General features: G+C 40.8%; 24 protein-coding genes. 10 read left to right on the forward strand and 14 right to left on the reverse strand.

Annotated elements, in window-relative coordinates; genetic code table 11:
- Nucleotides 1–7 precede the first annotated feature (7 nt).
- The 7 genes from EJF26_RS06705 to EJF26_RS06735 form a co-directional block, all read right to left on the reverse strand.
- Nucleotides 8–463 (reverse strand): NUDIX hydrolase, encoded by a 456-nt coding sequence (locus EJF26_RS06705; RefSeq protein ID WP_000193642.1) that lies wholly within the window; start codon nt 461–463, stop codon nt 8–10.
- 140 nt (nt 464–603) lie between these two features.
- Nucleotides 604–1,725 (reverse strand): tRNA 2-thiouridine(34) synthase MnmA, encoded by a 1,122-nt coding sequence (gene mnmA / locus EJF26_RS06710; RefSeq protein ID WP_001282930.1) that lies wholly within the window; start codon nt 1,723–1,725, stop codon nt 604–606.
- Nucleotides 1,726–1,884: 159 nt separating this feature from the next.
- The gene (gene argH, locus EJF26_RS06715; RefSeq protein ID WP_000042246.1) at nt 1,885–3,276 is read right to left on the reverse strand and encodes an argininosuccinate lyase; all 1,392 of its coding nucleotides are present in this window, start codon (nt 3,274–3,276) and stop codon (nt 1,885–1,887) included.
- A gap of 27 nt (nt 3,277–3,303) precedes the next feature.
- A complete protein-coding gene (locus EJF26_RS06720; protein ID WP_000031898.1) occupies nt 3,304–4,500 on the reverse strand; it encodes an argininosuccinate synthase in 1,197 nt (398 codons plus the stop codon).
- Between the two features lie 15 nt (nt 4,501–4,515).
- A complete protein-coding gene (locus tag EJF26_RS06725) occupies nt 4,516–5,322 on the reverse strand; it encodes an ABC transporter substrate-binding protein (RefSeq protein WP_001045243.1) in 807 nt (268 codons plus the stop codon).
- A gap of 230 nt (nt 5,323–5,552) precedes the next feature.
- Nucleotides 5,553–6,182 carry an ABC transporter ATP-binding protein gene (locus EJF26_RS06730; RefSeq protein WP_000593113.1) on the reverse strand — a complete coding sequence of 210 codons (630 nt, stop codon included), beginning with the start codon at nt 6,180–6,182 and terminating at the stop codon, nt 5,553–5,555.
- Nucleotides 6,179–8,287 (reverse strand): bacteriocin-associated integral membrane family protein, encoded by a 2,109-nt coding sequence (locus tag EJF26_RS06735; RefSeq protein WP_000724270.1) that lies wholly within the window; start codon nt 8,285–8,287, stop codon nt 6,179–6,181. Before EJF26_RS06735 ends, EJF26_RS06730 begins: the two co-directional genes overlap by 4 nt.
- Nucleotides 8,288–8,448: 161 nt before the next feature.
- On the opposite strand from EJF26_RS06735, the gene EJF26_RS06740 reads away from it, so the two are divergent.
- On the forward strand, nt 8,449–9,315 hold the full coding sequence (locus EJF26_RS06740) for a helix-turn-helix domain-containing protein (protein ID WP_001268186.1): 867 nt from the start codon (nt 8,449–8,451) through the stop codon (nt 9,313–9,315).
- A 21-nt stretch (nt 9,316–9,336) separates the two neighbouring features.
- Here EJF26_RS06740 and apf read toward each other — a convergent pair whose 3' ends face one another.
- Complete coding sequence (apf, locus tag EJF26_RS06745; RefSeq protein WP_000176937.1) at nt 9,337–9,963, reverse strand: aggregation-promoting factor; 627 nt, start codon at nt 9,961–9,963, stop codon at nt 9,337–9,339.
- A gap of 240 nt (nt 9,964–10,203) precedes the next feature.
- On the opposite strand from apf, the gene sdaAB reads away from it, so the two are divergent.
- The 3 genes from sdaAB to EJF26_RS06760 are packed head-to-tail and all read left to right on the forward strand — an operon-like array spanning nt 10,204 to nt 12,407.
- On the forward strand, nt 10,204–10,875 hold the full coding sequence (gene sdaAB, locus EJF26_RS06750) for an L-serine ammonia-lyase, iron-sulfur-dependent subunit beta (RefSeq protein WP_000555875.1): 672 nt from the start codon (nt 10,204–10,206) through the stop codon (nt 10,873–10,875).
- A gap of 8 nt (nt 10,876–10,883) precedes the next feature.
- On the forward strand, nt 10,884–11,756 hold the full coding sequence (gene sdaAA, locus EJF26_RS06755; protein WP_000500026.1) for an L-serine ammonia-lyase, iron-sulfur-dependent, subunit alpha: 873 nt from the start codon (nt 10,884–10,886) through the stop codon (nt 11,754–11,756).
- 21 nt (nt 11,757–11,777) lie between these two features.
- The gene (locus tag EJF26_RS06760) at nt 11,778–12,407 is read left to right on the forward strand and encodes an HAD-IA family hydrolase (protein ID WP_000095109.1); all 630 of its coding nucleotides are present in this window, start codon (nt 11,778–11,780) and stop codon (nt 12,405–12,407) included.
- Between the two features lie 96 nt (nt 12,408–12,503).
- Here the strand turns inward: EJF26_RS06760 and EJF26_RS06765 are convergent, their stop codons facing one another.
- A complete protein-coding gene (locus EJF26_RS06765) occupies nt 12,504–14,354 on the reverse strand; it encodes a nucleoside-diphosphate sugar epimerase/dehydratase (RefSeq protein ID WP_001035735.1) in 1,851 nt (616 codons plus the stop codon).
- Between the two features lie 81 nt (nt 14,355–14,435).
- Nucleotides 14,436–15,266: a glycosyltransferase gene (locus EJF26_RS06770; protein WP_001293809.1), complete on the reverse strand. Its 831-nt coding sequence runs from the start codon at nt 15,264–15,266 to the stop codon at nt 14,436–14,438.
- A 222-nt stretch (nt 15,267–15,488) separates the two neighbouring features.
- Here EJF26_RS06770 and EJF26_RS06775 point away from each other — a divergent pair, with 222 nt between their 5' ends.
- From EJF26_RS06775 to EJF26_RS06805, 6 genes are all read left to right on the forward strand, one after another.
- Complete coding sequence (locus tag EJF26_RS06775) at nt 15,489–16,655, forward strand: CynX/NimT family MFS transporter (RefSeq protein ID WP_000744872.1); 1,167 nt, start codon at nt 15,489–15,491, stop codon at nt 16,653–16,655.
- A 192-nt stretch (nt 16,656–16,847) separates the two neighbouring features.
- The gene (locus EJF26_RS10120; protein ID WP_000343911.1) at nt 16,848–19,793 is read left to right on the forward strand and encodes a DUF2971 domain-containing protein; all 2,946 of its coding nucleotides are present in this window, start codon (nt 16,848–16,850) and stop codon (nt 19,791–19,793) included.
- A gap of 155 nt (nt 19,794–19,948) precedes the next feature.
- Nucleotides 19,949–20,275, forward strand: coding sequence for a PadR family transcriptional regulator (locus EJF26_RS06790; RefSeq protein ID WP_000273866.1), 327 nt, complete (start codon nt 19,949–19,951; stop codon nt 20,273–20,275).
- Nucleotides 20,262–20,855 carry a DUF1700 domain-containing protein gene (locus EJF26_RS06795; RefSeq protein WP_000198656.1) on the forward strand — a complete coding sequence of 198 codons (594 nt, stop codon included), beginning with the start codon at nt 20,262–20,264 and terminating at the stop codon, nt 20,853–20,855. Before EJF26_RS06790 ends, EJF26_RS06795 begins: the two co-directional genes overlap by 14 nt.
- Complete coding sequence (locus EJF26_RS06800) at nt 20,848–21,780, forward strand: DUF4097 family beta strand repeat-containing protein (protein WP_001229043.1); 933 nt, start codon at nt 20,848–20,850, stop codon at nt 21,778–21,780. The genes EJF26_RS06795 and EJF26_RS06800 overlap by 8 nt, the downstream gene beginning before the upstream one ends.
- Nucleotides 21,781–21,842: 62 nt before the next feature.
- Nucleotides 21,843–22,805, forward strand: coding sequence for a stage II sporulation protein M (locus EJF26_RS06805; protein ID WP_000191317.1), 963 nt, complete (start codon nt 21,843–21,845; stop codon nt 22,803–22,805).
- A gap of 62 nt (nt 22,806–22,867) precedes the next feature.
- Here EJF26_RS06805 and EJF26_RS06810 read toward each other — a convergent pair whose 3' ends face one another.
- The 4 genes from EJF26_RS06810 to EJF26_RS06825 form a co-directional block, all read right to left on the reverse strand.
- Nucleotides 22,868–23,728, reverse strand: a complete 861-nt coding sequence (locus EJF26_RS06810) for a DUF4299 family protein (RefSeq protein WP_001140319.1) — start codon at nt 23,726–23,728, stop codon at nt 22,868–22,870.
- A 120-nt stretch (nt 23,729–23,848) separates the two neighbouring features.
- Nucleotides 23,849–24,835: an oxygen-dependent tRNA uridine(34) hydroxylase TrhO gene (gene trhO / locus EJF26_RS06815; protein WP_001030025.1), complete on the reverse strand. Its 987-nt coding sequence runs from the start codon at nt 24,833–24,835 to the stop codon at nt 23,849–23,851.
- Between the two features lie 131 nt (nt 24,836–24,966).
- A complete protein-coding gene (locus EJF26_RS06820; protein ID WP_000188101.1) occupies nt 24,967–25,263 on the reverse strand; it encodes a bacteriocin immunity protein in 297 nt (98 codons plus the stop codon).
- Nucleotides 25,264–25,329: 66 nt separating this feature from the next.
- Nucleotides 25,330–26,019 carry a CPBP family intramembrane glutamic endopeptidase gene (locus tag EJF26_RS06825; protein ID WP_000760782.1) on the reverse strand — a complete coding sequence of 230 codons (690 nt, stop codon included), beginning with the start codon at nt 26,017–26,019 and terminating at the stop codon, nt 25,330–25,332.
- Nucleotide 26,020 lies beyond the last annotated feature (1 nt).

Below are 26,020 nucleotides of genomic sequence, written 5' to 3' on the forward strand. Positions count from 1 at the left end.
TTCTCTCCTATTCCTCAAGATGAATGTGTCTTAGTTGGCCGTCCCAATCTGGTAGAGTTGTTTTTAAAAAGTCTGGAACTAGCTGGATATTCTGGAGCTTATCCAACTCAATCCACTCACAGGGCAGTGTTTTCTCATCTTCCTGCATGGTCAATGGGGCATCCTCAAGTAAGTCCACCAAATAATGAAACTCGATATTGTGATAGGAAACACCGTTCTGTTCAAAGCGATTTTCAACTACAAAAGCTAGCTGCCCAGCTTGAGCTTTGACACCCAGTTCTTCCTTCACTTCACGGACTACCGCATCTTCCGTACTTTCATTGACTTGAATCGCACCGCCAATAGTGTAATACTTGCCCTTATCTTTGGTGACTAGGATCCTGCCATTTTGGAGAATCAAGGCTGTCGCCCGAACACCAAAAACAGTATTTTCCACTTTTGTCCGAAAGTCTTGTTGAGTCATTTTTGTCCTTTCCATTAAACGACACAAAAACAGTCAAAACTCCAAAGAAGTGCAGGACAAAAAAGCCTGCAACATCCATGAGCTTTGACCATCATTTCTATTGCTTTTATTATTGTAGCAAATTGAGAAAATTTGTCAATCTAAATGTACTGACAAACTTGCCCATCTCGATAAGCATTGTCAATCAATCCACCACCTAGACACTCATCACCGTCGTAAAAGACAACTGCCTGTCCTGGTGTGATAGCGCGCTGTGGCTCTGCAAAGATGACCTCTGCCTTATCTCCTTTGACATGTACTGTCACCTTAGAATCAGGCTGACGGTAGCGGAATTTTGCTGTGCATTCTAGCGTAAATTCCTCTGGCATGTCACGAGTAAAATGAACTTGACTAGCCTCAAGGCTGGTTGACATGAGCGAATCATGGTAGAAGCCTTGACCGACATAGAGGATATTCTTGCTTAGGTCTTTTCCAACAACGAACCAAGGGGCATTGTCACCGCCGTGTTGCCCACCGATACCGAGTCCACCACGCTGACCGATTGTATAATACATGAGACCAGCATGCTCACCCATATCACGTCCATCCACAGTCATCATGCGACCAGGCTGAGCTGGCAGGTAGTTACTGAGAAAGTTTTTAAAGTTCTTTTCTCCGATAAAGCAAATCCCTGTCGAATCTTTCTTCTTGGCAGTCGCAAGACCTGCTTCTTCTGCTAGTCTTCGTACTTCAGGCTTTTCCAAATGCCCCAATGGGAACATGGTTTTTTGGAGTTGTTCTTGCGAAAGTTGACTGAGGAAATAAGTCTGATCCTTGCCATTGTCCACGCCACGAAGCATGTGAACGATGCCATCCTCATCACGCGCCACTCGGGCATAGTGCCCAGTCGCTACATAGTCTGCCCCCAAGGTCATGGCATAGTCCAAAAAGGCCTTGAACTTAATTTCCTTGTTGCACATAACATCTGGATTTGGCGTACGCCCTGCACGGTATTCCGCTAGGAAATACTCAAAGACGCGGTCCCAATACTCTTTTTCAAAATTGACAGAGTAGTAAGGAATGCCGATCTGGTCTGCCACCGTAGCCACATCCTTGTAATCCTCGGTCGCCGTACAGACGCCGTTTTCATCTGTGTCGTCCCAGTTTTTCATGAAGATACCGATCACATCGTAGCCCTGCTCCTTGAGCAAGAGAGCCGTCACCGACGAATCAACACCACCACTCATCCCCACAATAACACGTGTTTTAGAGTTATCACTCATGGTAAGTCTCCCATCTATTCGTTTATTCACGATTGAAGGTCGTGTGTGCTTTACGATTGAAGGTCGCTTGAGCAGTATTCATTATAACACGCTTGGTTGGAGAAGACAAGAAAGAGGCTGATAAATCATCTCAACCTCTCTTTCTTCTTTGCAAACGAATCAATTTTCCCCTTTAAGTTCTTTCTTCGCTTGTTCTATCTGGTATTTCACTTGCTCAAAGCCAGTTCCTCCTAAGGAATTCCGTCTCTGAACAGCGGTTTCTGGACGCAAGTAGATATAAATATCCTCTTCAATCAAGGGATGGTAGGCTTGCAACTCCTTCAAATCCCAATCTTGGATGTTTTTACCATGCTTGATAGAGTCTAGAACCAATTTCCCTACTATTTCATGCGCTTCTCTAAAGGGGAGGCCTTTTTCAGCCAAATAATCTGCCAGTTCGGTCGCATTCGAAAAATCATTCTCTGTGGATTGCTGCATTTTGGCCTTATTAACCTGCATGCTCGATAGCATACCTGCCAACACATCCAGAGAATTTAAAATTGTTTCTACTGTATCAAACATGCCTTCCTTGTCCTCTTGCAAATCCTTATTGTAAGCCAGGGGCAAAGATTTCATGACGGTCAATAGTCCGAGTAAGTGCCCGTAAACCCGTCCTGTCTTCCCTCGAATCAACTCAGCCATATCAGGATTTTTCTTCTGGGGCATGATAGACGAACCCGTTGAAAAGCTATCAGACAAGCTAATGTACTGATACTCAAAACTGCACCAATTGATGATTTCCTCACAAAAACGACTCATATGCATCATCAAAATGCTGGCATTTGACAGAAATTCCAAGATAAAATCACGGTCACTCACTGCGTCCAAGGAATTGGTATAGGGTTGTTGGAAACCCAGTAAATCACTCGATAATTGACGATTGATTGGAAAAGTTGTCCCCGCCAAAGCAGCTGCACCTAGGGGAGATAGGTCCGTATGTTTCAAGTTAAATGCAAAGCGCTCGCTGTCCTTTTGGAACATATTGTAATAAGCCATGAGATGGTGGGCAAAACTAATCGGTTGGGCGTGCTGTAAATGAGTATAGCCTGGCATGATGGTTTCCACATGTTTTTCAGCCAAATCCAGCAAAACACGGTTTAGACTCGCCAACTTATCCAAGACATGGCCAAGCTGCTCCTTTAGATATAAGTGCATATCCGTTGCGACTTGGTCATTCCGAGAACGAGCCGTATGTAGTTTCCCAGCCAGAGAACCGATTTTCTCTGTCAGCAACACTTCCATATTCATATGAATATCTTCATTTGCAATATCAAAATGAAGCTCCCCTGCCTCTAAATCTCGCAACAAAGCTTTCAGACCATCTTGGATCTGCTCTGCCTCTTCCAAGCTCAAAATGCCAGTCTGTCCTAGCATTTGAACATGAGCTAGGGAACCCATCAAATCAAATTTTGCCAGCTGGTGGTCAAAGGAAATACTCGCACCGAACTGCTCTACCCACTCTTCCACAGTGCCTTCAAATCGACCACCCCATAATTTTGTATTTTTCGACATATCCTGTCGTCCCTTTCTATCGCGTCACTACTCAACATTTTTCTGAACTTCTGAATAAACCTTAGTCGGAAACCCCCAAAGCTTGATAAATCCCACAGCCGCATCTTGGTCAAAGGTATCCGCACTAGTATAAGTCGCCAAATTTTCATCGTAAAGAGAATTTGGTGATTTCCGAGCCACTACCTGGGCGTTCCCCTTATAGAGTTTAACTTTTGCAGTTCCATTGACAACTTTCTGTGTCTCCTTGATATAGGCAATCAAAGCCTGAGTTGCTGGGCTAAACCACAAGGCATTATAGATGAGATTGGACAACTCATTTTCGATAATGGGTTTGAAATGAGCCACTTCTCTTACAAGAGTCAAGTCTTCAATCTCCTTATGAGCTGCCAATAAAGTCACAGCACCTGGGCACTCATAAATCTCTCTTGACTTAATACCGACTAGGCGATTTTCCACATGGTCAATACGACCGACACCGTGTTTCCCCGCAATTTCATTTAGCTTTTGAATCAAATCCGCCACTTTCATCTTCTCACCATTGAGGGAGATAGGCACTCCGCAACTAAACTCAATGTCAATAAATTCTGGACTGTCTGGTGCCTCTTCTGGAGAAGATGTAATTCCAAATGCTTCTTCTGGCGCTTGGTTCCAAGGATTTTCCAAAACACCACATTCATTTGCACGTCCCCAAAGATTTTGATCGACAGAGTAAGGATTGTCAAGGTCAGCTGGAACTGGGACGCCATTTTCTTTTGCATATTGGATTTCTTCTTCACGAGACCATTTCCACTCACGAACAGGCGCTACTACCTTTAAATTAGGATCCAAAGCTGCAATAGAGACTTCAAACCGAACTTGGTCGTTTCCCTTACCTGTGCAACCATGGGCAATTGTGGTTGCCCCCGTCTGATGAGCTATTTCAACGAGTTTTTTTGAAATAAGAGGGCGACTCAGAGCAGATACCAAGGGGTACTTTTGTTCATAGTAGGCATGTGCCTGAAGGGCCACTAAAACATAGTCATTAGCAAATTCTTCCTTAACATCAATGACATAAGACTCTACAGCCCCAACCTTGAGAGCCTTAGCATGGATGAACTCCAAATCTTTTCCTTCGCCCACATCCATACAAACAGCGATCACATCATAGTCTTTTTTTAACCATGTAATAGCAACTGATGTATCCAATCCACCTGAATAGGCTAAAATAACTTTTTCCTTACTCATTTCTCTTCCTTCTTTCTATTTTTCGATAGAGGCTTTAAAAGCATCGTCAATCAATTTGTCCAATTCCCCAGAATCCTTCAACTTCTGGATAGTTTTGTCAACCGCCTCTTTTAATTTTTTACTGTCTTTTTTCATCGCAACAGCGTAGGAATCTTCCTTGTCATTATCAACATCAAACTCAGCGATGGCTAGGTCTGGATTATTCTCTACAAATCCTTTCGCCACTGGTTCCTCAAAGATAAGAGCATCCAGTTGCCCTGATTTCAAATCTGTTATCAAATTTCCATTTTTAGGAAGTGAAACGAGAGAAGAATTCTGCAAGGTTTCTTTGACCAAAGTCTCCTGTATCGAACCTTTCTGCGCTCCAACCTTTTTCTGGGCCAAATCCTTCACTGATTGGTAATTCGTTAATTCAGATTTTCTTACGATCACCTTATTTTTCGAAGTGTAGTAGGGAATTGAAAAATCGTAAACTTGACTTCTCTCCTCCGTTTTAGAAATGCCTGATATGGCAAGATCGGCTTTACCTGAATCAAGACTAGCCAGTACATTGTCAAAACTCATTGGAGAGAACTCCACTTCCACACCTAGTTCCTTTGCGATGGCTTTGGCTAGCTCAACATCTGAACCTACAATCTGATTTTTCCCATCAACCAATTTCTGGTATTCAAATGGAGCAAACTCTGGATTCAGAGCCACCACCAATTTTCCTTTAGCCTTAATGGCTTCAACACCTTGGGACTGACTGTTACTACAAGCAAACAATAAGGGAAACATAAGCAAACTAAACATCGCCATCAGCACCTTCTTTACTTTATTCATAGAAAACCTCCTCTTATTTTTATACTTTTAAATTGTATAAATAATACACTTCTCGAAAACATTTGTCAAGCCAAAACTGAATTTTATTTCATTTTAAACAAAAAAACTTAGGGAAATTACATAAAAATGTTATCCCTAAGCGTATTTATACTATTCATTTTTTGGAAAAATATAATCACTCTATTAAATGCCAAAGGACAGAGAGATAAACAAACTCCCTACATTCTCTTTCACAATTCAATAACTCGATGGCACTGTTCGGCCACATAGGCATCGTGGGTAACGATAATGACCGTTTTACCTTCCTTGTTCATATCTAAGAGAAAGTTTAAAACCAAATCTCGATTTTCAGGATCTAGAGAACCGGTTGGTTCATCTGCTAAAAGGAGCTGACTGGGTTTTAAAATAGCTCTAGCAACTGCGATTCGCTGCTGTTCCCCTCCAGATAACTCTGAAACCTTTTGATGTAGAGTTGATGGCAACCCCACTCTCTCTAAAATTTCTTCTATCCTTTTGACTTTGTCCTTCTTAGACAATTTCACATACTTTAGAGCGAGCATGAGATTATACTCTACCGTTTCATTATCAATCAGAGCAAAGTTTTGAAACAGATAGGAGATATGTTCGCGGATAATCGCTTGCGACTTAACAGAGTTGACAGGTACATTTTGCTGACCGAATATTTCATAATGTCCACTGTAATCGCCATCTATCAAACCCAATAGATTTAATAAGGTTGACTTGCCACTACCACTCTTTCCAACTATCGCAACTAAGTCCCCTTGGTTAATCTTTAGGGATAAGTTCTCCAAAATAACTTTTTTCCCAATGGTTTTCGTAACATTTTCCAACTTTATCATAGGTGATCCCCTTTCAATAACTGCGCTACATTTCGTTTTTCCATCTTAGAACCCAAGAAAAGTACAAACAGAATATCTAGGCATGTAAATCCTGCAAAAAGTAGGAGCGGAAAAAGAGCATGGGCAAAGAATAACAAAACCATAAAAGGAAGGCTATAAACGGCTAATAGGAGACCCAGCAAGGAACGATACCGATCTATCAATTTCCACCCCATAAATTTCTTGGTGATGATATCTGTTCGCTTCAATAAGAAAGTTGTTACTAATAAGAAGTAGGAGATCATCATACTAAGAAGACCAAACAAAGCAAAAAGTAGGTTAAAATTCCGAACTGCATCTCGATAAGAATCTACCTTCTCTTGTTGAATGGCTTGAATAGATGAAAATTTTAAATAATTCCCATCTGATAATTTCTCAACTAACGCTGTCACCTCTTTTTGGTGTTGAGCTGTATTTTCGATTTTAATGGGATTATTTAAACCTGTTGTTGACAGGGAGGCTTTTTCATCCCACATCATATCAGAATCATTGACCAAACTAATGATTGGATTGTAGAGATTTTCCTTTCGCTTCTCGTTATAGGGGAAGAATGACCAATCACCTTCATAGTAAGCAATTTCGACGTCCATTTCCTCTATCGTTTGCTTTTGCTGCTCTTCATACTTCATCGAAAGATAGGCAATTAATTTCCCCAAGAGCTGATTTTTATCTTCTTCACCTTTCGTACTTGCTGGCATCAAAATAACTTTTTTAGTGCCGGTATCTGGTAGCTTGAATCCCTTGCTCTTTAGAAAATTGCTATTAGCATAGTAAACATCCACCGTATCTGGTAACTGATATTGCTGAATCTGTTCTGATTTGACAAAATTTTTTACAGGAAGACTGCTACTTCGTACATAGCCTGCCTGCGTTTTTTCTACCAAGTCTTGATAAAATCGATAGAAATAATCCACTGCTTGCCCCGAGCCTGCCAACTGCTCTTGCCACAGGTTATCATTGAGTTGGAAAGTTTCTAAGATCAGATAATTTCCTTGACTGATCCACTGTTTCTGGTAATTCAACTCATTGTTTTCTTGCTCCAAACTTTTCCCCACCCCAACTAGCAAGACTGTCAGTAAAATGGTGGTTCCAATTTTCATCAAATAATTAAAGAGTAGACCAAATTTAAAAGATGAAAAACCTTTCAGCAGAGAGCTGATTGTCATTTTTTGAATTAAGAGATAAGTCAACCAACTGATAAAGAGATAAAGCTGCAAAAGCAAAAAATGAGACAACCACAGCATAGGGAACAAATCTTTCGGCTTATAATCAAGCAAGAAAAACACCCCTAGATTGATCACAAGCGCCCCACCTAGGAGGAGGTAGAGGTTGCCTTTAACAACATCAGCTAAAACAGCCCGATCTTGAAAACCAAGTAATTTTTGTACCCCAACTCTTTTCATCTCCATCATTGGCTGATACACTGTTACTAAGACAAGAAGCAAAATAGCCAAGACAAAAATAATAGCAGATAAGAGCAAATCTCGATTTAAGACTTCCACTGCACTTTTATAGGTTGGCTCTAGCAAGGTAGTCTGGTCGGTCTTGAAAAAATCACTCCACTTCTGTAAAATCTGATCTCTATCCATCTCTTGAGTCGAACTAATCGTGTAGCGGCCATTTAAACTACGAGATGTATCCTTGATATAGGTTTGAAAAGTCATAAGCTGAATAGGCTTGGCTTTTAGAAAGGTCGGAATCGTACCAAGTTTATTGGAAATTTCTTTATTACTGTAAACTCCCTCACCATCTGTGGTAAAATCAAGAGAAGAAATCCCAAACTCTTGGTAGGGGAAGGTATCTTTATCAAAAACACCAGACTTGACCACCTCATCACCGCTGTCTGTTTTGATGATGGAGACTTTGTACTCCTTTGATACATCCTCAAAAAATCGAAGAACAGATTCTGCTGGTTCATTAACATCTTTCAAATATACATCCAAAGAACCCGTTGTCTTTCCCATTTCCTGAATCCGAACCACTTCTCGTGTGTGGTTTACATTAAAAACCAAAAAAGTAGTACACAGAAGCAGGAGTAACATACAGAAATTACTGATTTTTTTCATAAAGATACCCCCTTAGTACTTTATCATCTTAGTCGTAGAATTTGTTAACCTTTTCACAGATTTATTTTAGATTTCTTTTTTACTTTTTATATTACTATGATACAATATTTTTAATAGAATTCAATTTATTGTTAACTTTTTTCACGAACAAGGAGGAGAACATGCGCTACGATTTTGGAAATGTTTATAAAGAAATCCGTGAGTCAAAAGGATTAACCCAAGAGGAGGTCTGTGGGGATATTCTCTCAAGAACCAGCCTATCAAAAATCGAAAGTGGAAAAACAACTCCTAAATATGAAAATATGGAGTTTCTTCTTCAGCAAATTAATATGACCTTCGAAGAGTTTGACTATATTTGCCATCTCTATCACCCAAGTGAACGATCAACTATCATGCAGACTTTTCTAAAAATGGCTTCTATTAGTGGTACGAGCGACTTAAGTAAATTACTCAAAAAATGCCAACATTATCTAAAAACACACCATGATTTCCCCATCCAGCAGTTACAAGATATGCTCGAAATCGTTATCTACATCCGTGAAAATGGGATAGAAAAATTGTCAGGTAAGGTTGATAACATTGTAAACAGACTATGGGATAAGATTGAGAAACAAGATACTTGGTATGAGAGCGACCTCAAAGTCCTTAATACCATTCTCTTTGCTTTTCCTATGGAGTATATTCATCAGATTACCGAAAAAATTCTCGAACGAATAGAGGTTTATAAACACTATAGTCCTATCTTTCAGCTTCGTATGATGTTGCTTCTGAATCTCTCAACTCTTTATCTTTACAATGGTGATAAGTTGCTTTGCAAACAGCTTTGCTACACTCTCTTAGAGGAAGCAAAAGTAAGCAAACAGTATGACACACTTGCGTTTTCCTATATTCGTATAGGCATTTGTACTAATGATGCTCAGTTGATACAAAATGGACTCTCCTTAGCTAAACTAGTCGAAGATGAACACTTACTAACAGAGCTAGAGCGAGAAGTTGACATCTTTGTAAACAAAAAAGAAAGTCATTAAGACTTCCTTTTCTATATCTTCTTAATACCAACCGTTGTTAAGCCAGAAGTTCTTGGCAGCTGTCCATGAACCGTAACGTCCTGCAACGTAGGCATCTGCTACACGTTCTTGGTTTTCAGCTGAGTAGTCACCGTTCAAGTATGAATCTGTCAATTGGTAACGTCCGATGTAACGTCCGTTTGTCGCTGTGTAACTACCACCTGATTCTTTTTGAGCGATCCACTCTTTGGCTTCTGCTTCAGAACCGCTTACAGTTGAAGCTGTGTAACTTTCTTCTTCATAAGAAGTGCTGTTTGTAGCAGCGGGCGCTTCGTAAGTTGTTGTTTCAGTTATTTCTTCGTAAGTCGTAGTCTCTTCGATTGTTTCTCCTGTTGCAGCTGGTGCTTCATAAGTTGTCGCAGCTGGAGCTGTCCCTTCGATGATCAAAACTTGGTCCACAAAGATCAGATGAATATCCTCTATCTTGTTTTTTTCTGCCAATTTTTCAACAGTGGTGTTGTACTTCTCAGCGATTTCTGAAAGAGTGTCACCTGATTTCACTGTATAAGTGACTGTTTCATCCGCAAAAGCAAGTGATGGTGCAAGGAAAGCAAGGAAAGTTGCTGCTCCTGCAAGAGTTAATTTAATTTGTTTAGTTGTTAATGTCATTTCTAAAAATTCTCCTTTTTACTATGCTTCTATCATACCGTTTGAATATTACCGTTTCTTGACGGTTTCGTGTAGAAATATTACAAAAATATTTTATATTTACTGAAACATTGATATTTTTGTCATAAAAGACAAGATTTTATACTATTTTTATCCATTTTTTCAGTTTTATAAGGGAAATAAGCACAGAACTTCATTCTTTGATATAATAGAAACAAGAATCTTTGTAAGGGGAAACAGATGCACTCACTTCGTTTTCAATCTGTCTTTGATATTATCGGCCCTGTCATGATTGGTCCATCCAGTAGCCATACAGCTGGTGCAGTTCGTATCGGGAAAATCGTGTCTTCCATCTTTGGTGATAGACCGACAGAGGTAGAATTCCAACTATTTAATTCATTTGCCAAGACCTACCGTGGTCATGGAACTGACCTAGCTCTCGTTGCTGGAATTTTAGGTATGGATACGGATGATCCTGACATTCCAAATAGTCTCGAGATTGCCCATAAACGTGGTATCAAGATTGTCTGGACCATTCAGAAAGACAGCAACGCTCCTCACCCTAACACCACTAAAATTACTGTGAAGAATGAACACAAGTCCATCAGTGTGACAGGTATTTCAATCGGTGGGGGAAATATCCAGGTCACGGAACTCAATGGTTTTGCCGTCTCTCTCAACATGAATACCCCGACCATCATCATTGTGCACCAAGATATTCCGGGGATGATTGCCCATGTTACAGAAGCCCTCTCTCGTTTCGATATCAACATCGCTCAGATGAATGTGACTCGGGAAAAAGCTGGAGAAAAAGCCATCATGATTATCGAAGTCGATAGTCGAAGTTGCGAAGAGGCGATTGAAGAAATCCGAAAAATCCCTCATCTCCACAATGTCAATTTCTTTAAGTAGGAGGAAACATGTTTTATTCTATCAAAGAATTGGTCGAGCAGGCGGATCTAGATTTCCAAGGAAATGTCGCAGAGCTCATGATTGCGACAGAATATGAACTGACCGGCCGATGCCGAGATGAAGTTCTCCTCCTCATGGAACGCAATCTAGAAGTCATGAAAGCCTCTGTCGAGCTTGGCCTTAGTGAAAACAAATCCCGCAGTGGCCTAACGGGTGGAGATGCGGCTAAGCTAGATCGCCATCTCAAAAGTGGCAAGGCCTTGTCAGACTTTACCATCCTATCAGCAGCCCGAAATGCCATCGCGGTCAACGAACACAACGCTAAAATGGGCTTGGTCTGCGCTACTCCAACCGCAGGAAGTGCTGGCTGTCTGCCAGCCGTTCTCACTGCTGCTATCCAAAAATTAGACCTTACCCACGAAGAACAGCTGGATTTCCTCTTTACTGCTGGTGCCTTTGGACTAGTCATCGCAAACAATGCTTCTATCTCAGGTGCTGAAGGTGGCTGCCAGGCCGAGGTTGGCTCTGCCTCTGCTATGAGTGCCGCAGCCTTGACCTTGGCTGCAGGTGGAACGCCCTATCAGGCTAGCCAAGCCATTGCCTTTGTCATTAAAAATATGCTAGGCCTCATCTGCGACCCCGTCGCTGGTTTGGTCGAAGTTCCTTGTGTCAAACGAAATGCCATGGGAGCTAGCTTTGCCTTTATAGCGGCAGATATGGCCTTGGCAGGTATCGAATCTAAGATCCCTGTCGATGAAGTTATCGATGCCATGTACCAAGTCGGATCCAGCCTTCCAACTGCCTTCCGAGAAACGGCTGAAGGTGGACTCGCAGCCACCCCAACTGGTCGTCGCCTACAAAAAGAAATCTTCGGAGAATAACCTTATCTAATAGGAGAAACTATGTCATCAATCTCAGCCATCTTTTTCGATCTAGACGGAACTCTGGTTGACAGTTCCATCGGGATCCACAATTCCTTTACTCATACCTTTGAACAACTGGGAGTTCCGACTCCTGATGCTAAAACCATTCGTGGTTTCATGGGTCCACCGCTTGAAACTAGTTTTGCAACGTGTCTTCCCAAGGAGCAAATCTCGGAGGCTGTGCAGATATACCGTTCTTGCTACAAGAAAAAAGGAATCCACGAAGCCCAACTCTTCCCCCGAATGACGGAATTGCTTCAAGAACTCTCGCAAAACTATCCTCTCTATATCACCACTACAAAGAATACCCCTACTGCTCATGATATGACTAAAAATCTGGGAATCCATCATTTCTTTGATGGCATTTACGGTTCTAGTCCTGAAACGCCACACAAGGCGGATGTTATCCGTTATGCTTTGCAAACGCACCAACTCCCTGCAGACCAAGTCCTCATCATCGGAGACACCAAGTTTGATATGATCGGAGCCCAAGAAACTGGCATTAAAAAGTTCGCTGTTACTTGGGGATTTGGAGAAGAAGCTGATTTACTCAGCTATCAACCTGACTGGACTGCCCATACAATCGATGATATCATTAACCAGCTATAAATAATACGACAATTTGAAACTACAGAGTAAAAAGACCAAGGTTCTGTCTATACAAAACCTTGGTCTTTGATTTATGATTAATTGTATGAATCACTCTTACTCAATATGAGTTGTTTCATTTGCAAAGGAAATGATCGCTTCTTTGAGCTCATCTCCACTGAGTGAACGGAACTCTTCAATTTTTTGATTGATGGCTTCTAGAGGCATGACATTTACCTTACCAACGAAAATCTTGTCCATGACTTGGTTATCAACCAATTCAGTCGAAACCAAGAGTTCCTCATAGAGTTTTTCACCCGGACGAATACCGACCTCAACGATTGGAATTTCACTTTCCGTGTGCCCGCTTAGAAGCACCATTTTCTTAGCCAAGTCGTAGATCTTAACTGGTTTGCCCATGTCAAGGATAAAGACTTCTCCGTCCTTGGCATAAGCCCCTGCATGGATTACCAGACGGCTAGCCTCTGGAATGGTCATGAAGTAACGTGTCATACGGAAGTCTGTCACCGTTACAGGGCCGCCTTCAGCAATCTGACGTTCAAAGACAGGAATCACACTACCACGGCTACCGAGAACATTCCCAAAACGAACTGCACAGTAGGTTGATTTGCTACGTTGGTTAAAGCCAGTGACAATCAACTCTGCCACGCGCTTGGTTGCGCCCATAACATTCGGTGGATTGACCGCCTTGTCTGTCGAAATCATAACCATCTTAGGTACTTTGGCTGCATCAACAGCCTTGGCAACATTGTAGGTTCCGAGGATATTGTTCTTGAAGGCTTCTTTTGGATTGCGCTCCATCATCGGAACGTGTTTGTGGGCTGCAGCATGATAAACAATGGCTGGTTTGTACTGCTCAAACACCTGCAAGAGACGGTCGTAGTCCTGAATATCTGCAATGACAGGAACATAATCAATCCCTTGGAATGTACGGATCAATTCATGATAAACAAGGTAGATGGAGTTTTCACCATGCCCCAGCAAGATGACACGCTCTGGATTGAAGCGACTGACCTGACGACAAATCTCTGAACCAATCGAACCGCCAGCTCCTGTCACCAAGATGGTCTTGCCTGTAAGCTCTGCACCAAGACGGGATTCGTCAAGACGGATTTCCTGACGGCCCAAAAGGTCTGTGATATCAATTTTCTGGAAGCCGCTACCTGGTTGGTGAAGTCCCTGGACAACTGTTTCAACCTTGGGCATCTTGTAACATTTGATACCGAGTTTATTACACATCTGCAGGATACGTTCGTACTCTGACGGATCAAGCGAAGGAATGGCTACGATAACTCGCTCGATTTGGTGACGTTTAGCCAATTCAGGCAGATTGTCATAGGAGCCCAAAACTGGGATTCCACCTAGTTTTTGTCCCTTTTTCTTTTCATCGTTATCCAAAATCCCCACTAGCTCAAGGTCGCTAGTTGGATGTTGGTAGCTGTTCATAAAGAGGGCACCACCATCACCAGCACCAATCAAGAAGGTCCGACGGTGCTCGCCATCCCCACTACCCTGCTTGCGCTTTGAATAAATCAACTGCCAAGTGATGCGAGGAAGCAAAATCAGGAAGGTACTCAACAAGATAAAGAGCACGATGAAACGGATAGAAAATAGTGGAAGAAAGGCATAGCAAAGTCCGTAAGAGACAATACTGCTGACGGTTACCCCAAAAAAGATTTTTAAGAAATCTGTGATTTTACTATAACGACTAATACTCGCATTGAGCCCCCAAAATCCAATCATGATTTGATAGAAGAGGAAAGCCAAACCAGTATAGATAACATAGTCCACAGGCGCTGGGTTAATCAAACCATAAAAGAGAATGTAAGACACAATGATGGAAACCACCATACTAACAATGTCAAATACACCCCAGAACACCTGCTTTTGCTGTTTATTTAAAATTTCAACCAGATCAATCACATAATCTGTTAGTTTTTTATTCATAGGAATTTACTCTTTCTTAAAAGAATGCAAATAAATATACTGTCATTATAACATCTTTTGGCTATTTTATCTTTTACAATACTATTTATTTTTTCTTAGTAATTTTACAAAAATAAACTGACGTACAAAACCTGGACAAAGTGCCACAACCGCCTGAATGGCAATGCTTTTCGCATATTCCATGTAGGAAATTTGGCCTCTTTCAAGCATGCGCTGACGAGCCTGGCGATAGAGTTTGAGATAGCGCAAACCACCCCGACGCTCAAACATCCCTGCACCGACACGAACCTTACACAAGATTTGATCCAGGTTTCCAGTCTTGGCTCCTGCGGCAGTCATATTGAGCCAGAGGAGATCATCCTCCATGTAAAGCCCATCTTCATAGTTACCTGCCTTGAGAACCATATCCTTCTTGAACATGACAGTCATGTGATTGAAGGCACTTCTCATTCTTTGGTAAGCCACAATGTCTGCGTGCCGAGTTGGAACACGACGGTAAGAAACAATCTCGTCAGGATTGTCAATAAATTCTGCAATATGTCCACCTAAGAGATCCAGATTTTCCTCTTCCATTAGTTGGACTTGCTTTTCAAAGCGGTCAGCTACCGCTATATCATCTGTATCCATACGAGCGATGATATCGTACTGACACTGTAAAACACCGTATCGAAGAGCCAAACCTAAACCTTGATTTTCCTCTAAGGGGCAACGCTTAACTGGAATTTCTGACTGAGCTTCCACTTCATCTAGCACCTGATAGAGTTCGGGCGTGAGCGGCCCGTCCTCAACAAGAACAAGCTCACTTGGTTTTAAGGTCTGGTTTTGAACACTCTTGATAGCATCTCTCAAAAATGTCGGATTTTCCTTTACATAGACCGACATCAAGACGCTGATTTTTTGGTTTTCAGACACAGTTTTTCTCCAATTTATAGATTTCCTTCCACTATTTTATCATAAAATTTCCTAGTTTCCTATTTTTATCTCAAATCAAGAAAAATTCTGGTAAAGAAATCTGTCCCTTTTCACTCTATTTTCAGTTAAATCGTTCTAGCTTTCTTAGCAGTCCTCTCCTTGACATTATAAGGAAAAAACCTTAAAATAAGCTGTTATTAAAATCATCTTATCGAGGTTTTCATGAAAAAACAATCACTCTTTTTTGTTCTTGGAATTGTATTAATCGGGACCGTTTTGCGCTCTCCTTTTACTGCTTTACCAACTATTTTAGGAGATATTGCTCAGGGACTAGGAGTGGAGGTTAGTTCTCTTGGAATTTTAACCAGTCTCCCTCTCTTGATGTTTGCTCTTTTCTCTGCTTTTACGAGTCGCTTGGCGCAAAAGATTGGACTAGAGCATCTCTTTACCTACTGTCTCCTTCTCTTAACTATTGGTTCTGTCATTCGTATCTTCAATCTTCCTCTTCTCTATCTAGGGACCTTGATTGTCGGAGCGAGCATTGCTATTTTCAATGTTCTTCTCCCTAGTATGATTCAGGCAAATCAACCTCAAAAAATCAGTCTCCTAACGACACTCTATGTCACTTCTATGGGAGTTTCTACAGCTATTGCCTCGTATCTATCGGTCCCTATCACCCAAGCTAGTTCTTGGAAAGGTCTCATCCTCGTTCTCAGCCTCCTCTGCTTGGTCACTCTGCTAGTCTGGTTGCCAAATCATCGCCACAACCACTATCTAGAAGGGCAGCAAGAAAAGAAATCGAAAGAAAATATTCTAAAAAGCAAATCTGTCTGGGCCATCATTGTCTTTGGTGGTCTTCAGTCCTTGCTTTTCTATACAAGCATGACCTGGTTGCCAACTATGGCTATTAGTGCTGGTCTTTCTAATAGTGATGCGGCTATTCTGGCTTCTATCTTCTCGCTGATCAGCATTCCTTTTTCCATGACCATCCCAAGTCTGACGACTCGTTTGTCAGACGGCCACCGTCAAATCATGCTGACAATTATCTCTATCGCTGGTATGATTGGAATTGCCATGATCTTGTATCCAAGCAATAACTTTCTCTACTGGCTAGTCGCTCACCTCTTGATTGGGACTGCCTGTAGTGCTCTCTTTCCTTATCTCATGGTTTGCTTCTCACTTAAGACCAGCTCGCCTGAAAAGACTGCGCAACTCTCAGGACTGGCGCAAACAGGTGGCTACATCTTAGCGGCCTTTGGTCCTACCTTGTTTGGCTATAGTTTTGATCTTTTCCAATCTTGGATTCCAGCTGTCCTTGCCCTTCTAGCCATCAATATCATCATGACTATCTCACTATTTATGGTGGATCGGACGGATAAGATTCTGTAATTACTTCTCAAATATAAATAATGCAAAGCCAGACTCTGTCTGGCTTTTTAGGCGTTTCTAGCAACAAAAAGCACCATCCATCTGTTAGCAGAAAGATGGCATTTTTGATATAATAAAATGTATAAAAACTAATTGTCATACGAAAAATAAATTAGTTTATAAGATAGCTACTATTCAAGCGAGGTGCACAGAATGGATGAACTGAAATACAATTTGGATCAAAGCTTAGCAGAGTTAGATAAGCTCCTTGACTTATCAGCCAAGGAGACAGATAAGACTGCCTGTGAAACTCTAGCAGAAAAGGCAAGAATAATTTATGAGGAACATCCTGAATCAGAAGACATTGCGTTGCGGTATGCTAGGATTTTGTTCAATTTGTCAGTTGAACAAGGAAATGTTGAGGAACTACTAAACACCGCTAATTCAATCAAACAAATTTTTGAACTCTTCAAGCAGTCTGAAGACATTGCATTACATTATGCTAGGACTTTAGTCAATTTGTCAGTTGAACAAGTAAATGTAGAAGAGAGAAAGAATACCACTAATTTAGTCAAAGAAATTTTTGAAGGGTTCACAGATTCTGAAGACATTGCGTTACGATATGCTATGGTTTTGGTCAATTTGTCAGTTGAACAAGTAAGTGTGGAAGAGAGAAAGAATACCGCTAATTTAGTCAAAAAAATTTTTGAGCAGTTTGAGCAGTCTGGAAATATTGCGTTACGATATGCCATGGTTTTATACAATCTTTCAAACAGACAAAATGAAATCAAAGAGCGTAAAGAAACCATCTCAGAAATAGAAACTTTAACCCTAAAGTTTCAACATTCTGAAAACATTGCATTACATTATGCTATGGCTTTAGTCAATTTGTCAGTTGAACAAGTAAATGTAGAAGAGAGAAAGAATACCACTAATTTAGTCAAAGAAATTTTTGAAGGGTTCACGGATTCTGAAGACATTGCGTTACAATACGCTATGGTTTTAGTGAATTTGTCAATTAAACAAGTAAATATCGAAGAACTAGCCGATACCGTTAATTCAGTCAAAAAAATTTTTGAGCAGTTTAAACAGTCTGAAGACATTGCGTTACGATATGCTATGGTTTTAGTCAATTTGTCAGCTGAACAAGTAAATGTAGAAGAACTAGCCGATACCGTTAATTCAGTCAAAAAAATTTTTGAGCAGTTTAAACAGTCTGAAGACATTGCGTTACAATACGCTATGGTTTTAGTGAATTTGTCAATTAAACAAGTAAATATCGAAGAACTAGCCGATACCGTTAATTCAGTTAAAAAAATTTTTGAGCAGTTTAAACAGTCTGAAGACATTGCGTTACGATATGCTATGGTTTTAGTCAATTTGTCAGCTGAACAAGTAAATGTAGAGGAGAGAAAGAATACCGCTAATTTAGTCAAAGAAATTTTTGAGCAGTTCAAGCAATCTGAAAATATCGCTTTACAATATGCCATGGTTTTATACAATCTTTCAAACAGACAAAATAATGTCGAGGAGCGTAAAGAATACATATCAGAAATAGAAGCTTTAACCTTAAAGTTCCAACATTCTGAAGAAATTGCGTTACGATATGCTATGGCTTTAGTCAATTTGTCAGCTAAACAAATAAATGTAGAAGAGAGAGGGAATACCGCTAATTCAGTCAAACAAATTTTTGAGCAGTTTAAACAGTCTGAAGAAATTGCTTTACAATATGCTAAGGTTTTGTTTAATCTAGCAATCCTTCAAAATGAAAGAGATAAAATAGGCGATACAGTTAAACAAACATTAGCTATCTTAACAAATCTCTCTAGCGTTGAAATATTTAAAATTGTAGTGGAAATATTAGAAAAAAATCCTGATACTCCATTAGATACAAACAATACTCCATCCACTAGCATCACAAAGATTTTAGATAAACTATGTTTTTATTCCAATGATGATTTTGACAGAAAACTACTCATTCGGGCTTTAAATCTTGACCTTGTTATAAATACAAAATACGATATTTTAAAGGATTGGATAAAACGCTATAAAGATGATGAAAATAAGCTCAATCAGTTAATAGATATCTATAGAATTGTTCAAGAAATCAAGTATCAACTTGGCTTGAAAGCAAAAGATAAAAATTCGAATCTTAAATTTGGTCATTATACCAAAGGAAAAACTCTCCAAAATTTATTAGATCAAGATACAGGAAAGACAGATGATACAAAGTTTTCCGTATCTGGAAAAACTCGTTTGTATAATGCCAATTATATGAACGACCCCGAAGAAGGTGTAGTTATCGAAGAAATATTGGAACCTAGCAAAGATGGGGAAAGAACATCCTACTTCGAAAAGCGAAATATTTTAGATCCTAGTCCATGGTTTTTAATGAGCTTCACCAGTAAAACAGATGACTTGACTATGTGGTCCCAATACGGCGATGATGCACAGGGTGTTTGTCTGGTACTTAAGGAAGATGATTTCTCAAGATTTACTTCTTTCAATGATGTTTCATGGCGTCGAGAAACTACATCCCTAGAGTTCATTAATAAGATTGATTTGTCTATGTCGGAATTAAGCAGTGATTTAAAAATCTCAGCAAACGAAGCCAAGAAAAAAGAGCAAACTTTTTCTGCTAGGATTGAAGAAATACAGCACCAACCTGAAAAAAAAGATAAGGTAGCTAAAGGGAATATTGATTATCTCTACCGAATAGCCTATGTCAATGATTCAGATGGTGAGTTTAGCATAGAAAAAACGGAACTCTTCAACGACGATGAAATCAAAAAATTAGAAGAATTCTTGGAAGCTTTAAAGGAAAAAATAGATAAGAATTTGAACAAAAGAGATGATTTTTATCAAAAAGCGATTTCTGACTGTATCGAAGAAATTCGTTACTTGTTTAAATCTGTCGATTATAAATATGAGAATGAACTGCGTATCTTACGCTATGCTAACCTAGACCCAAGTAATGATAAAATCAAAATTGATAAAACCTCTGGGATAGGCAGACTTTATGTAGAACGTGAAAATTCAATTCAAATCGATGAAGTCATTTTCGGTCCTAAATTTCCAAATCCTGAGTACGTGACTCCTCTATTAAAACTTTTAGATAAGAAAATTAACTATAAGAAATCTACGATAAAATTTAGATAAAGGCTAACAACATTCTCTAAACTTCTAGTTTTTACTAGGAGTTTTTTATATATAAAATTTTTACACATATTTCTTGACAGGGCTTTCAACTTGAGATACAATATATTTGAAAAGAGTATATATAAAATTTTTATATAATATAAAGGAGGTTTCCCATGTACTTCCCAACATCCTCTGCCTTGATTGAGTTTCTCATCTTGGCTGTACTGGAGCGGGGAGATTCTTATGGTTATGAGATTAGCCAAACCATTAAGCTCATTGCCAATATCAAAGAATCTACGCTCTATCCCATTCTCAAAAAATTGGAAGCCAGTGGCTTTCTGACCACCTACTCTAGAGAGTTTCAGGGGCGTATGCGCAAATACTACTCCTTGACCAATCGGGGCGTAGAGCAGCTCGTTACTCTAAAGGAAGAGTGGACGCTCTATACCGACACCGTCAACGGCATCATAGAAGGGAGTATCCGCCATGACAAGAACTGACTATCTGACTCAGTTAGAAACCTATCTCCATAAACTGCCTGAAGCTGACCGCATCGAAGCCATGGACTACTTTAAGGAACTATTTGACGATGCAGGTACAGAGGGTGAAGAGGAGCTCATCGCCAGTCTGGGAACTCCAAAAGAAGCCGCTCATGATATCCTCTCTGACCTTCTCAACAAAAAAGTCAATGAAGGTCCTGCTCAAAAGAATGACCGTCAACTGCTACACATTGCCCTTCTAGCTCTGCTAGTAGCTCCTATCGGAATTCCGGTCGGGATCGGCATCCTCATGGCAATCATCGGACTTTTTATCGCAGCGGCCGCTGTCATTCTAGCCTTCTTTACCGTCTCTGTGACGGGTATCCTGCTGGGCGGACTCTTTATCGTAGAAAGTTTTAGCATCCTAGCCGAAGCTAAATCTGCCTTTATCTTAATTTTCGGGGCTGGTTTGCTCTCTATCGGTGCTTCTTCTCTTGTTCTACTGGGTATCTCCTATGTAGCTCGTTTCTTTGGCCTTCTGGTCGTCCGCTTGGTGCAATGGATTCTTAAAAAAGGAAAGAGAGGTGACAGACATGCGTAAATTGACGAAAGGATTTCTCATCTTTGGTGTGGTTTCTACAATCCTTGGTTTTATCATGATCATTGTAGGCGCCCAGTCCAATGGTATTCAAAGTTTGCTTGCCATGTCAAAAGACCCCGTCTATGACAATCGTATCGAAGAAGTTACCTTTGGAAGCGAAGTGGAAAAACTTGATTTGACCCTTGAAGAACACAGCCTAACCATCACAGAGTCTGTAGATGACAAGATCCATATCACCTATCATCCTTCCGTGTCTGGCCGTCACGATCTGACTACTGGCATGAGTGACAAAACACTGAGCGTCACTGACAAACAAGCCTCCCAACATCGTTTTCTCGGATCAGGAATCGAAGGCCTACTTCATATCGCCAGCAGCTATTCCAACCGTTTTAATGAAGTTATTCTCTCCCTACCTAAAGGAAGAAGGTTGCAAGCCATCACCGTCTCAGTCAATCGTGGACAGACCTCCATCCGTCAAGCCACCCTTGAAAATGCGACAATCAAAACAAAAGGCTACCACTTAAGAATAACAGAAAGCTCCATCAAGAACAGTACACTAACGACACCTAGTATTATCAATATTTTTGATACAGAATTGACAGATAGCCAGGTCAAGACGGAAGGGGAACACATCTATGCTGAAAATATCAAGGTCCGCGGTAAGGTAGAACTAGACTCTCATAACGACTTAAGACTCTTTCTTTCTAAGACAGAATTCGATCGTATCAATCTAGATATTTCTTCTCAGCATGGCGGTATCTATCGTAAAGCACAAAGAGAGCATCCTAAACAAAAAGAGAATGAACTTGCCAACCCTTATAAAACTGAAAAAGCCGATGTCAAGGACCTACTGATTATAAAAGCCAACCAGGATATCTACCTACCTAAGGAGGAAGAGTACTCTTCTCCATCTAGAAACCATTGACAAAAACGCTTTCATCTGCTAGTCTAAAGATAGAAAATAACCATAAAAAAGGAGGTTCCACCATGACACAAGAATGGTTTGAAAGCGCCGATCTTGAGAAGAAATCAGCTCAGACGAAATCGGAAATCCAACCCGACCAACCAGATACTTCGGAAACTGTGGAGACCGAACCACAAGCAAGCCAAGAAACACCTGTCTCACCTAAAGAGTCGGAAACGCATGAGGAGGAAGCTCCCCAAATAACGGAGGAAGACCAAACCGAGGAAGAGGGAGATGGGAAAGCTGAAGAAGAACACAAGCAAGAAAAACCTGCAAAAGAGAAAAGCATCTTCAGCAAGGCTTTAGAAAGTCCCTATATCCCAGACATTGACCCCCGCAAAACTGCTCGATTCAAAGAAGAAATCGCACTATTTTGGACTTGGTTGCTGGATGCTATCCAAGAACCAACTGCCAGCAAGAATACGGACCAAAAGCATCGTTATAGTGTCTTTGCCCTACTCACCTTGCTGTCGTCAATCAACCTTTTCTTTAGTATCTATCATATCAAGCACCTCTACTATGGCTATATGATTTCTATTGCTAATGGTTCTCCTAACCAGCTCCCACCTTTAGATCTCTTTGCCGGGCTTTCGATTCTAGTCGCTAGCGCTCTATTTTACTTTTCCATCATTTTGGGAGGTTTTACTGTCCGACGTGTGTTGGACCAGGAGAGCGACTTCACATTCCAAGAAGCCTTTGATCGGTATAGCAGACTCTTTGCTATCCCACTTGTCCTAACAGCTCTAGCAAGTTTCTTTGCACTCTTTGGTGGCTTACGATTTGCTGGCATCCTCACTCTTCTAAGCATGGCCATCTTTGCCCTCGGCAATCTCTTTGTGATTAGCAAGCCAAGTAAGACCAGTAGCCTTGACCCATTCTATCGTTTCTTACTAGCTGTCTTACTTGATGGCGCTATTCTCTTACCCTTCTTCATTGCAGAGCTTGCGCTGACAGTTGACTACCTTCGCACCCTGACATTCTTTTAACCAAAATCCCTGCCATTAGTCAATGACAGGGATTTTTATGCTTACTCTTTTTTAAACGGTGTCTACTTGATGCTTGCCACTCCTTCAAAATCTTGTCCTAGGATGGCTTGTACTTCTAATTGATTGGCATCTAGTTGGTGGTAAAATGCTTTTGGTAGTGACTCTAGGAATTTTTCATAATCCAAGCGAGCGATGGCTTCATAGTCTTCTGCTTTTGAGCCATCACCAGAAATCTTCACTAGGTCAATCTCCCAAACAAGCTCCTTGCCTGCCAGCTGCTCGGTATAAGGCGCTGGTACAAAGGGTTCCTTTGGCAAAATCGTCTTGACTCCCTGGGCTAGGTGATAGATACCGTGCACCCTGCCTTGAGCGTCTGGGTAAAATTTCACACTGGCAAGGTAGGCATCAGAGCCTTGAACCTTCTTGACCAGCTCTTCAAAACGTGCCAATCCATCCTCAGCCAAAAAACTCTCGAGGTATTTCTTGTTGAGATAGATAGGGGACAAGAGTCCTTGGCAATATACTAGACGAGCCGCTTTATCAGCTAGATAATTCTTGACTGTTTCTCGGAAATAAGCTTCAAAGTCAAATTCTTCTAACCCTTCTACCGCTTCCCCCAACTTGCCAGATAGGGCCTGGAGGAGAGTCTCTACAATCTCCCAGTCCGCTCTAGTAAGGAAATCTGGAATCACCACTTGATAACCTTTTCGGCTATCCGCATAGTTCACTTTGAAGAGAAATTGCGACTGGCCTCCAATCCCACACTCGATATACTCGAGACGATTGAGGGGCTGACGGAGATAGACTGCATCATAACTGTGTGACTCCAAGCCCTCCACCAAGGCCAAGATAGACTTGGCAGTCAAGACCTCCTGTTGTCCTAGAATACTATCTTTATTTGGGATAAAAAATGTTTTCGCCATAACTGGCCTCCTTTCAAATCGTTTACATACAGTATACCCTATTTTCCTGAAAGATACAGAAACAAATTTTAGATTTTTAGATAAAAAGCATAGAAAAACAGCCCCTGAAGGCTGTTTACTTTATACTGTAGCAACTTGGTCCAAGCTTTCACCGATAGCAGCTAAGCGCTCCACCACTTCTGCTTGTGTCAATTCATTTTCTGAAACATAGCGGTTGCGTGGGTGAACACGGCACTCGTGTGAGCATCCACGAAGGTACTTGTCTTCGTTTTCTTCTGATGTCAAGATACGGCGGTTACAGAAGGGATTTCCACAATTGACATAGCGTTCGCATGGTGTTCCATCAAACCAATCTTTCCCTACAATGGTAGGGTTGACATGGTTAACATCAACTGCGATACGCTCGTCAAAGACGTACATTTTCCCATCCCAAAGTTCACCTTGGACTTCTGGGTCCTTACCATAAGTTGCGATTCCTCCGTGCAATTGGCCAACATCTTTGTAGCCTTCACGGACCATCCAACCTGAGAATTTCTCACAGCGAACGCCACCTGTACAGTAAACCACGACACGCTTGTCCATGAATTTTTCCTTGTTATCACGAACCCATTGTGGCAACTCACGGAAGTTGCGGATGTCTGGACGGATAGCCCCACGGAAATGTCCTAGGTCATACTCGTAATCGTTACGTGTGTCAAGGACAACGGTATCTTCGTCAAGAAGGGCTTCTTTGAACTCTTTTGGAGACAAGTAAGCACCTGTTGTTTCAAGTGGGTTGATATCGTTATCAAAGTCGTTGTCTTCCAACCCAAGGTGGACAATTTCTTTCTTGTAGCGAACAAACATCTTCTTGAAGGCTTGTTCACTTTCTTCGTCAATCTTGAACCAGAGGTCTTCCATACCTGGGAGGCTGTGAACGTAGTCCATATATTTTTGGGTTGTTTCGTAGTCACCTGAAACGGTTCCGTTGATTCCCTCGTCAGCGACTAGGATACGACCTTTAAGGCCGATTGATTTACAGAAAGCCAAGTGATCTGCCGCAAATTGCTCTGCGTTTTCAATTGGAGTATAAAGGTAGTAAAGTAAGACACGAATATCTTTTGCCATAAGATTTGTTCTCTTTTCTATTCTTAAATTTTCAGAATTTTTCATCTAACCATACTAGTATACCCACTTGGGAAAACGAATGCAATTTATTTGACCGGAAATTGTAGAGAGAGACCTGCCACTGCACTTCATCAGTAACCATACCGAATCGCAGATAATTCTCTCAATTTTTTGATCTGCTCGGCTTGACTTTCTGACAAACCCAGCTTGTTTTCAATCAATACACGCGAAAGGTCAACATTCATTTGGCTCAATATAAATGGAACAGAAGCCCCGTCGTCCCTTAGTCGTCTTTTATAAATCAATAACTGATTTTTCAAGGGAGTAAGTTGAGGCTCATCCTTTATATCTTCCAGTAGATGATCAAGGATCATCATGGCTTCACAACGTCTTTCGCTTCCTCCTGCAAACCATTTTAATGGTGTCATACTCATTTTCCTCCTGAAATTCGCTTATAAATTGAAACACTATAATTCCTAACTCGCGCCAGTATTTTACCCAAACACCCTATGTAAAAAAGTCAGCAGAAATGGTAATGTCGCTACAATATTATTAATCACGTGCACCGCATAGGATGGATAAATGCTCTTGGTATAGCGGGTCAAACCGGCAAAGATGATTCCAAATGTTGCAAAGACCAAAATATCTAACAGACTAGGCAGGCTTGAAAAATGAGGGAGAGCAAATAAAATAGAAGGAAGGAGCAAATCAAGACCAAATCTCGAATGTTTAAAGAAGGCGTGTTGAAGTAATCCTCTATAGAGCAACTCTTCCATCAGCGGCACTAGAAAGAACAGAGTTATGTAGATACCTAGCTCAGCAAAATTGGTTTCACTATAACCAATCAATACGGCCCAACCTTCAGCAGTTGACTGAACATGTTTAGCTGTCTGAACGTTAAAATAAATCTGGAGCACTACCACTAATACTGTCAAAATCGAATACCAAAGCCATTTTTTTCTTGGAATGCGAAAGAGATAGCCGTGGCCTATCTTAACAAGAATACCAATCATGACTCCACTAAATAGCAAACTCAAGATATTTCGAATCCAGAAGAAGTTTCCTATCTGAGAAGAAAATTGCCAATAGTTTTGGACGATAAGAGTCAGCTGAGAAAGACCAAATACGAAAAATAGGTAAGAGAAGACAGCACTCATTTTGAAAAGAAGACGATATTTTTTCATA

The organism is Streptococcus oralis subsp. dentisani (assembly GCF_007475365.1).
Taxonomy (GTDB): Bacteria; Bacillota; Bacilli; order Lactobacillales; family Streptococcaceae; genus Streptococcus; species Streptococcus mitis_AX.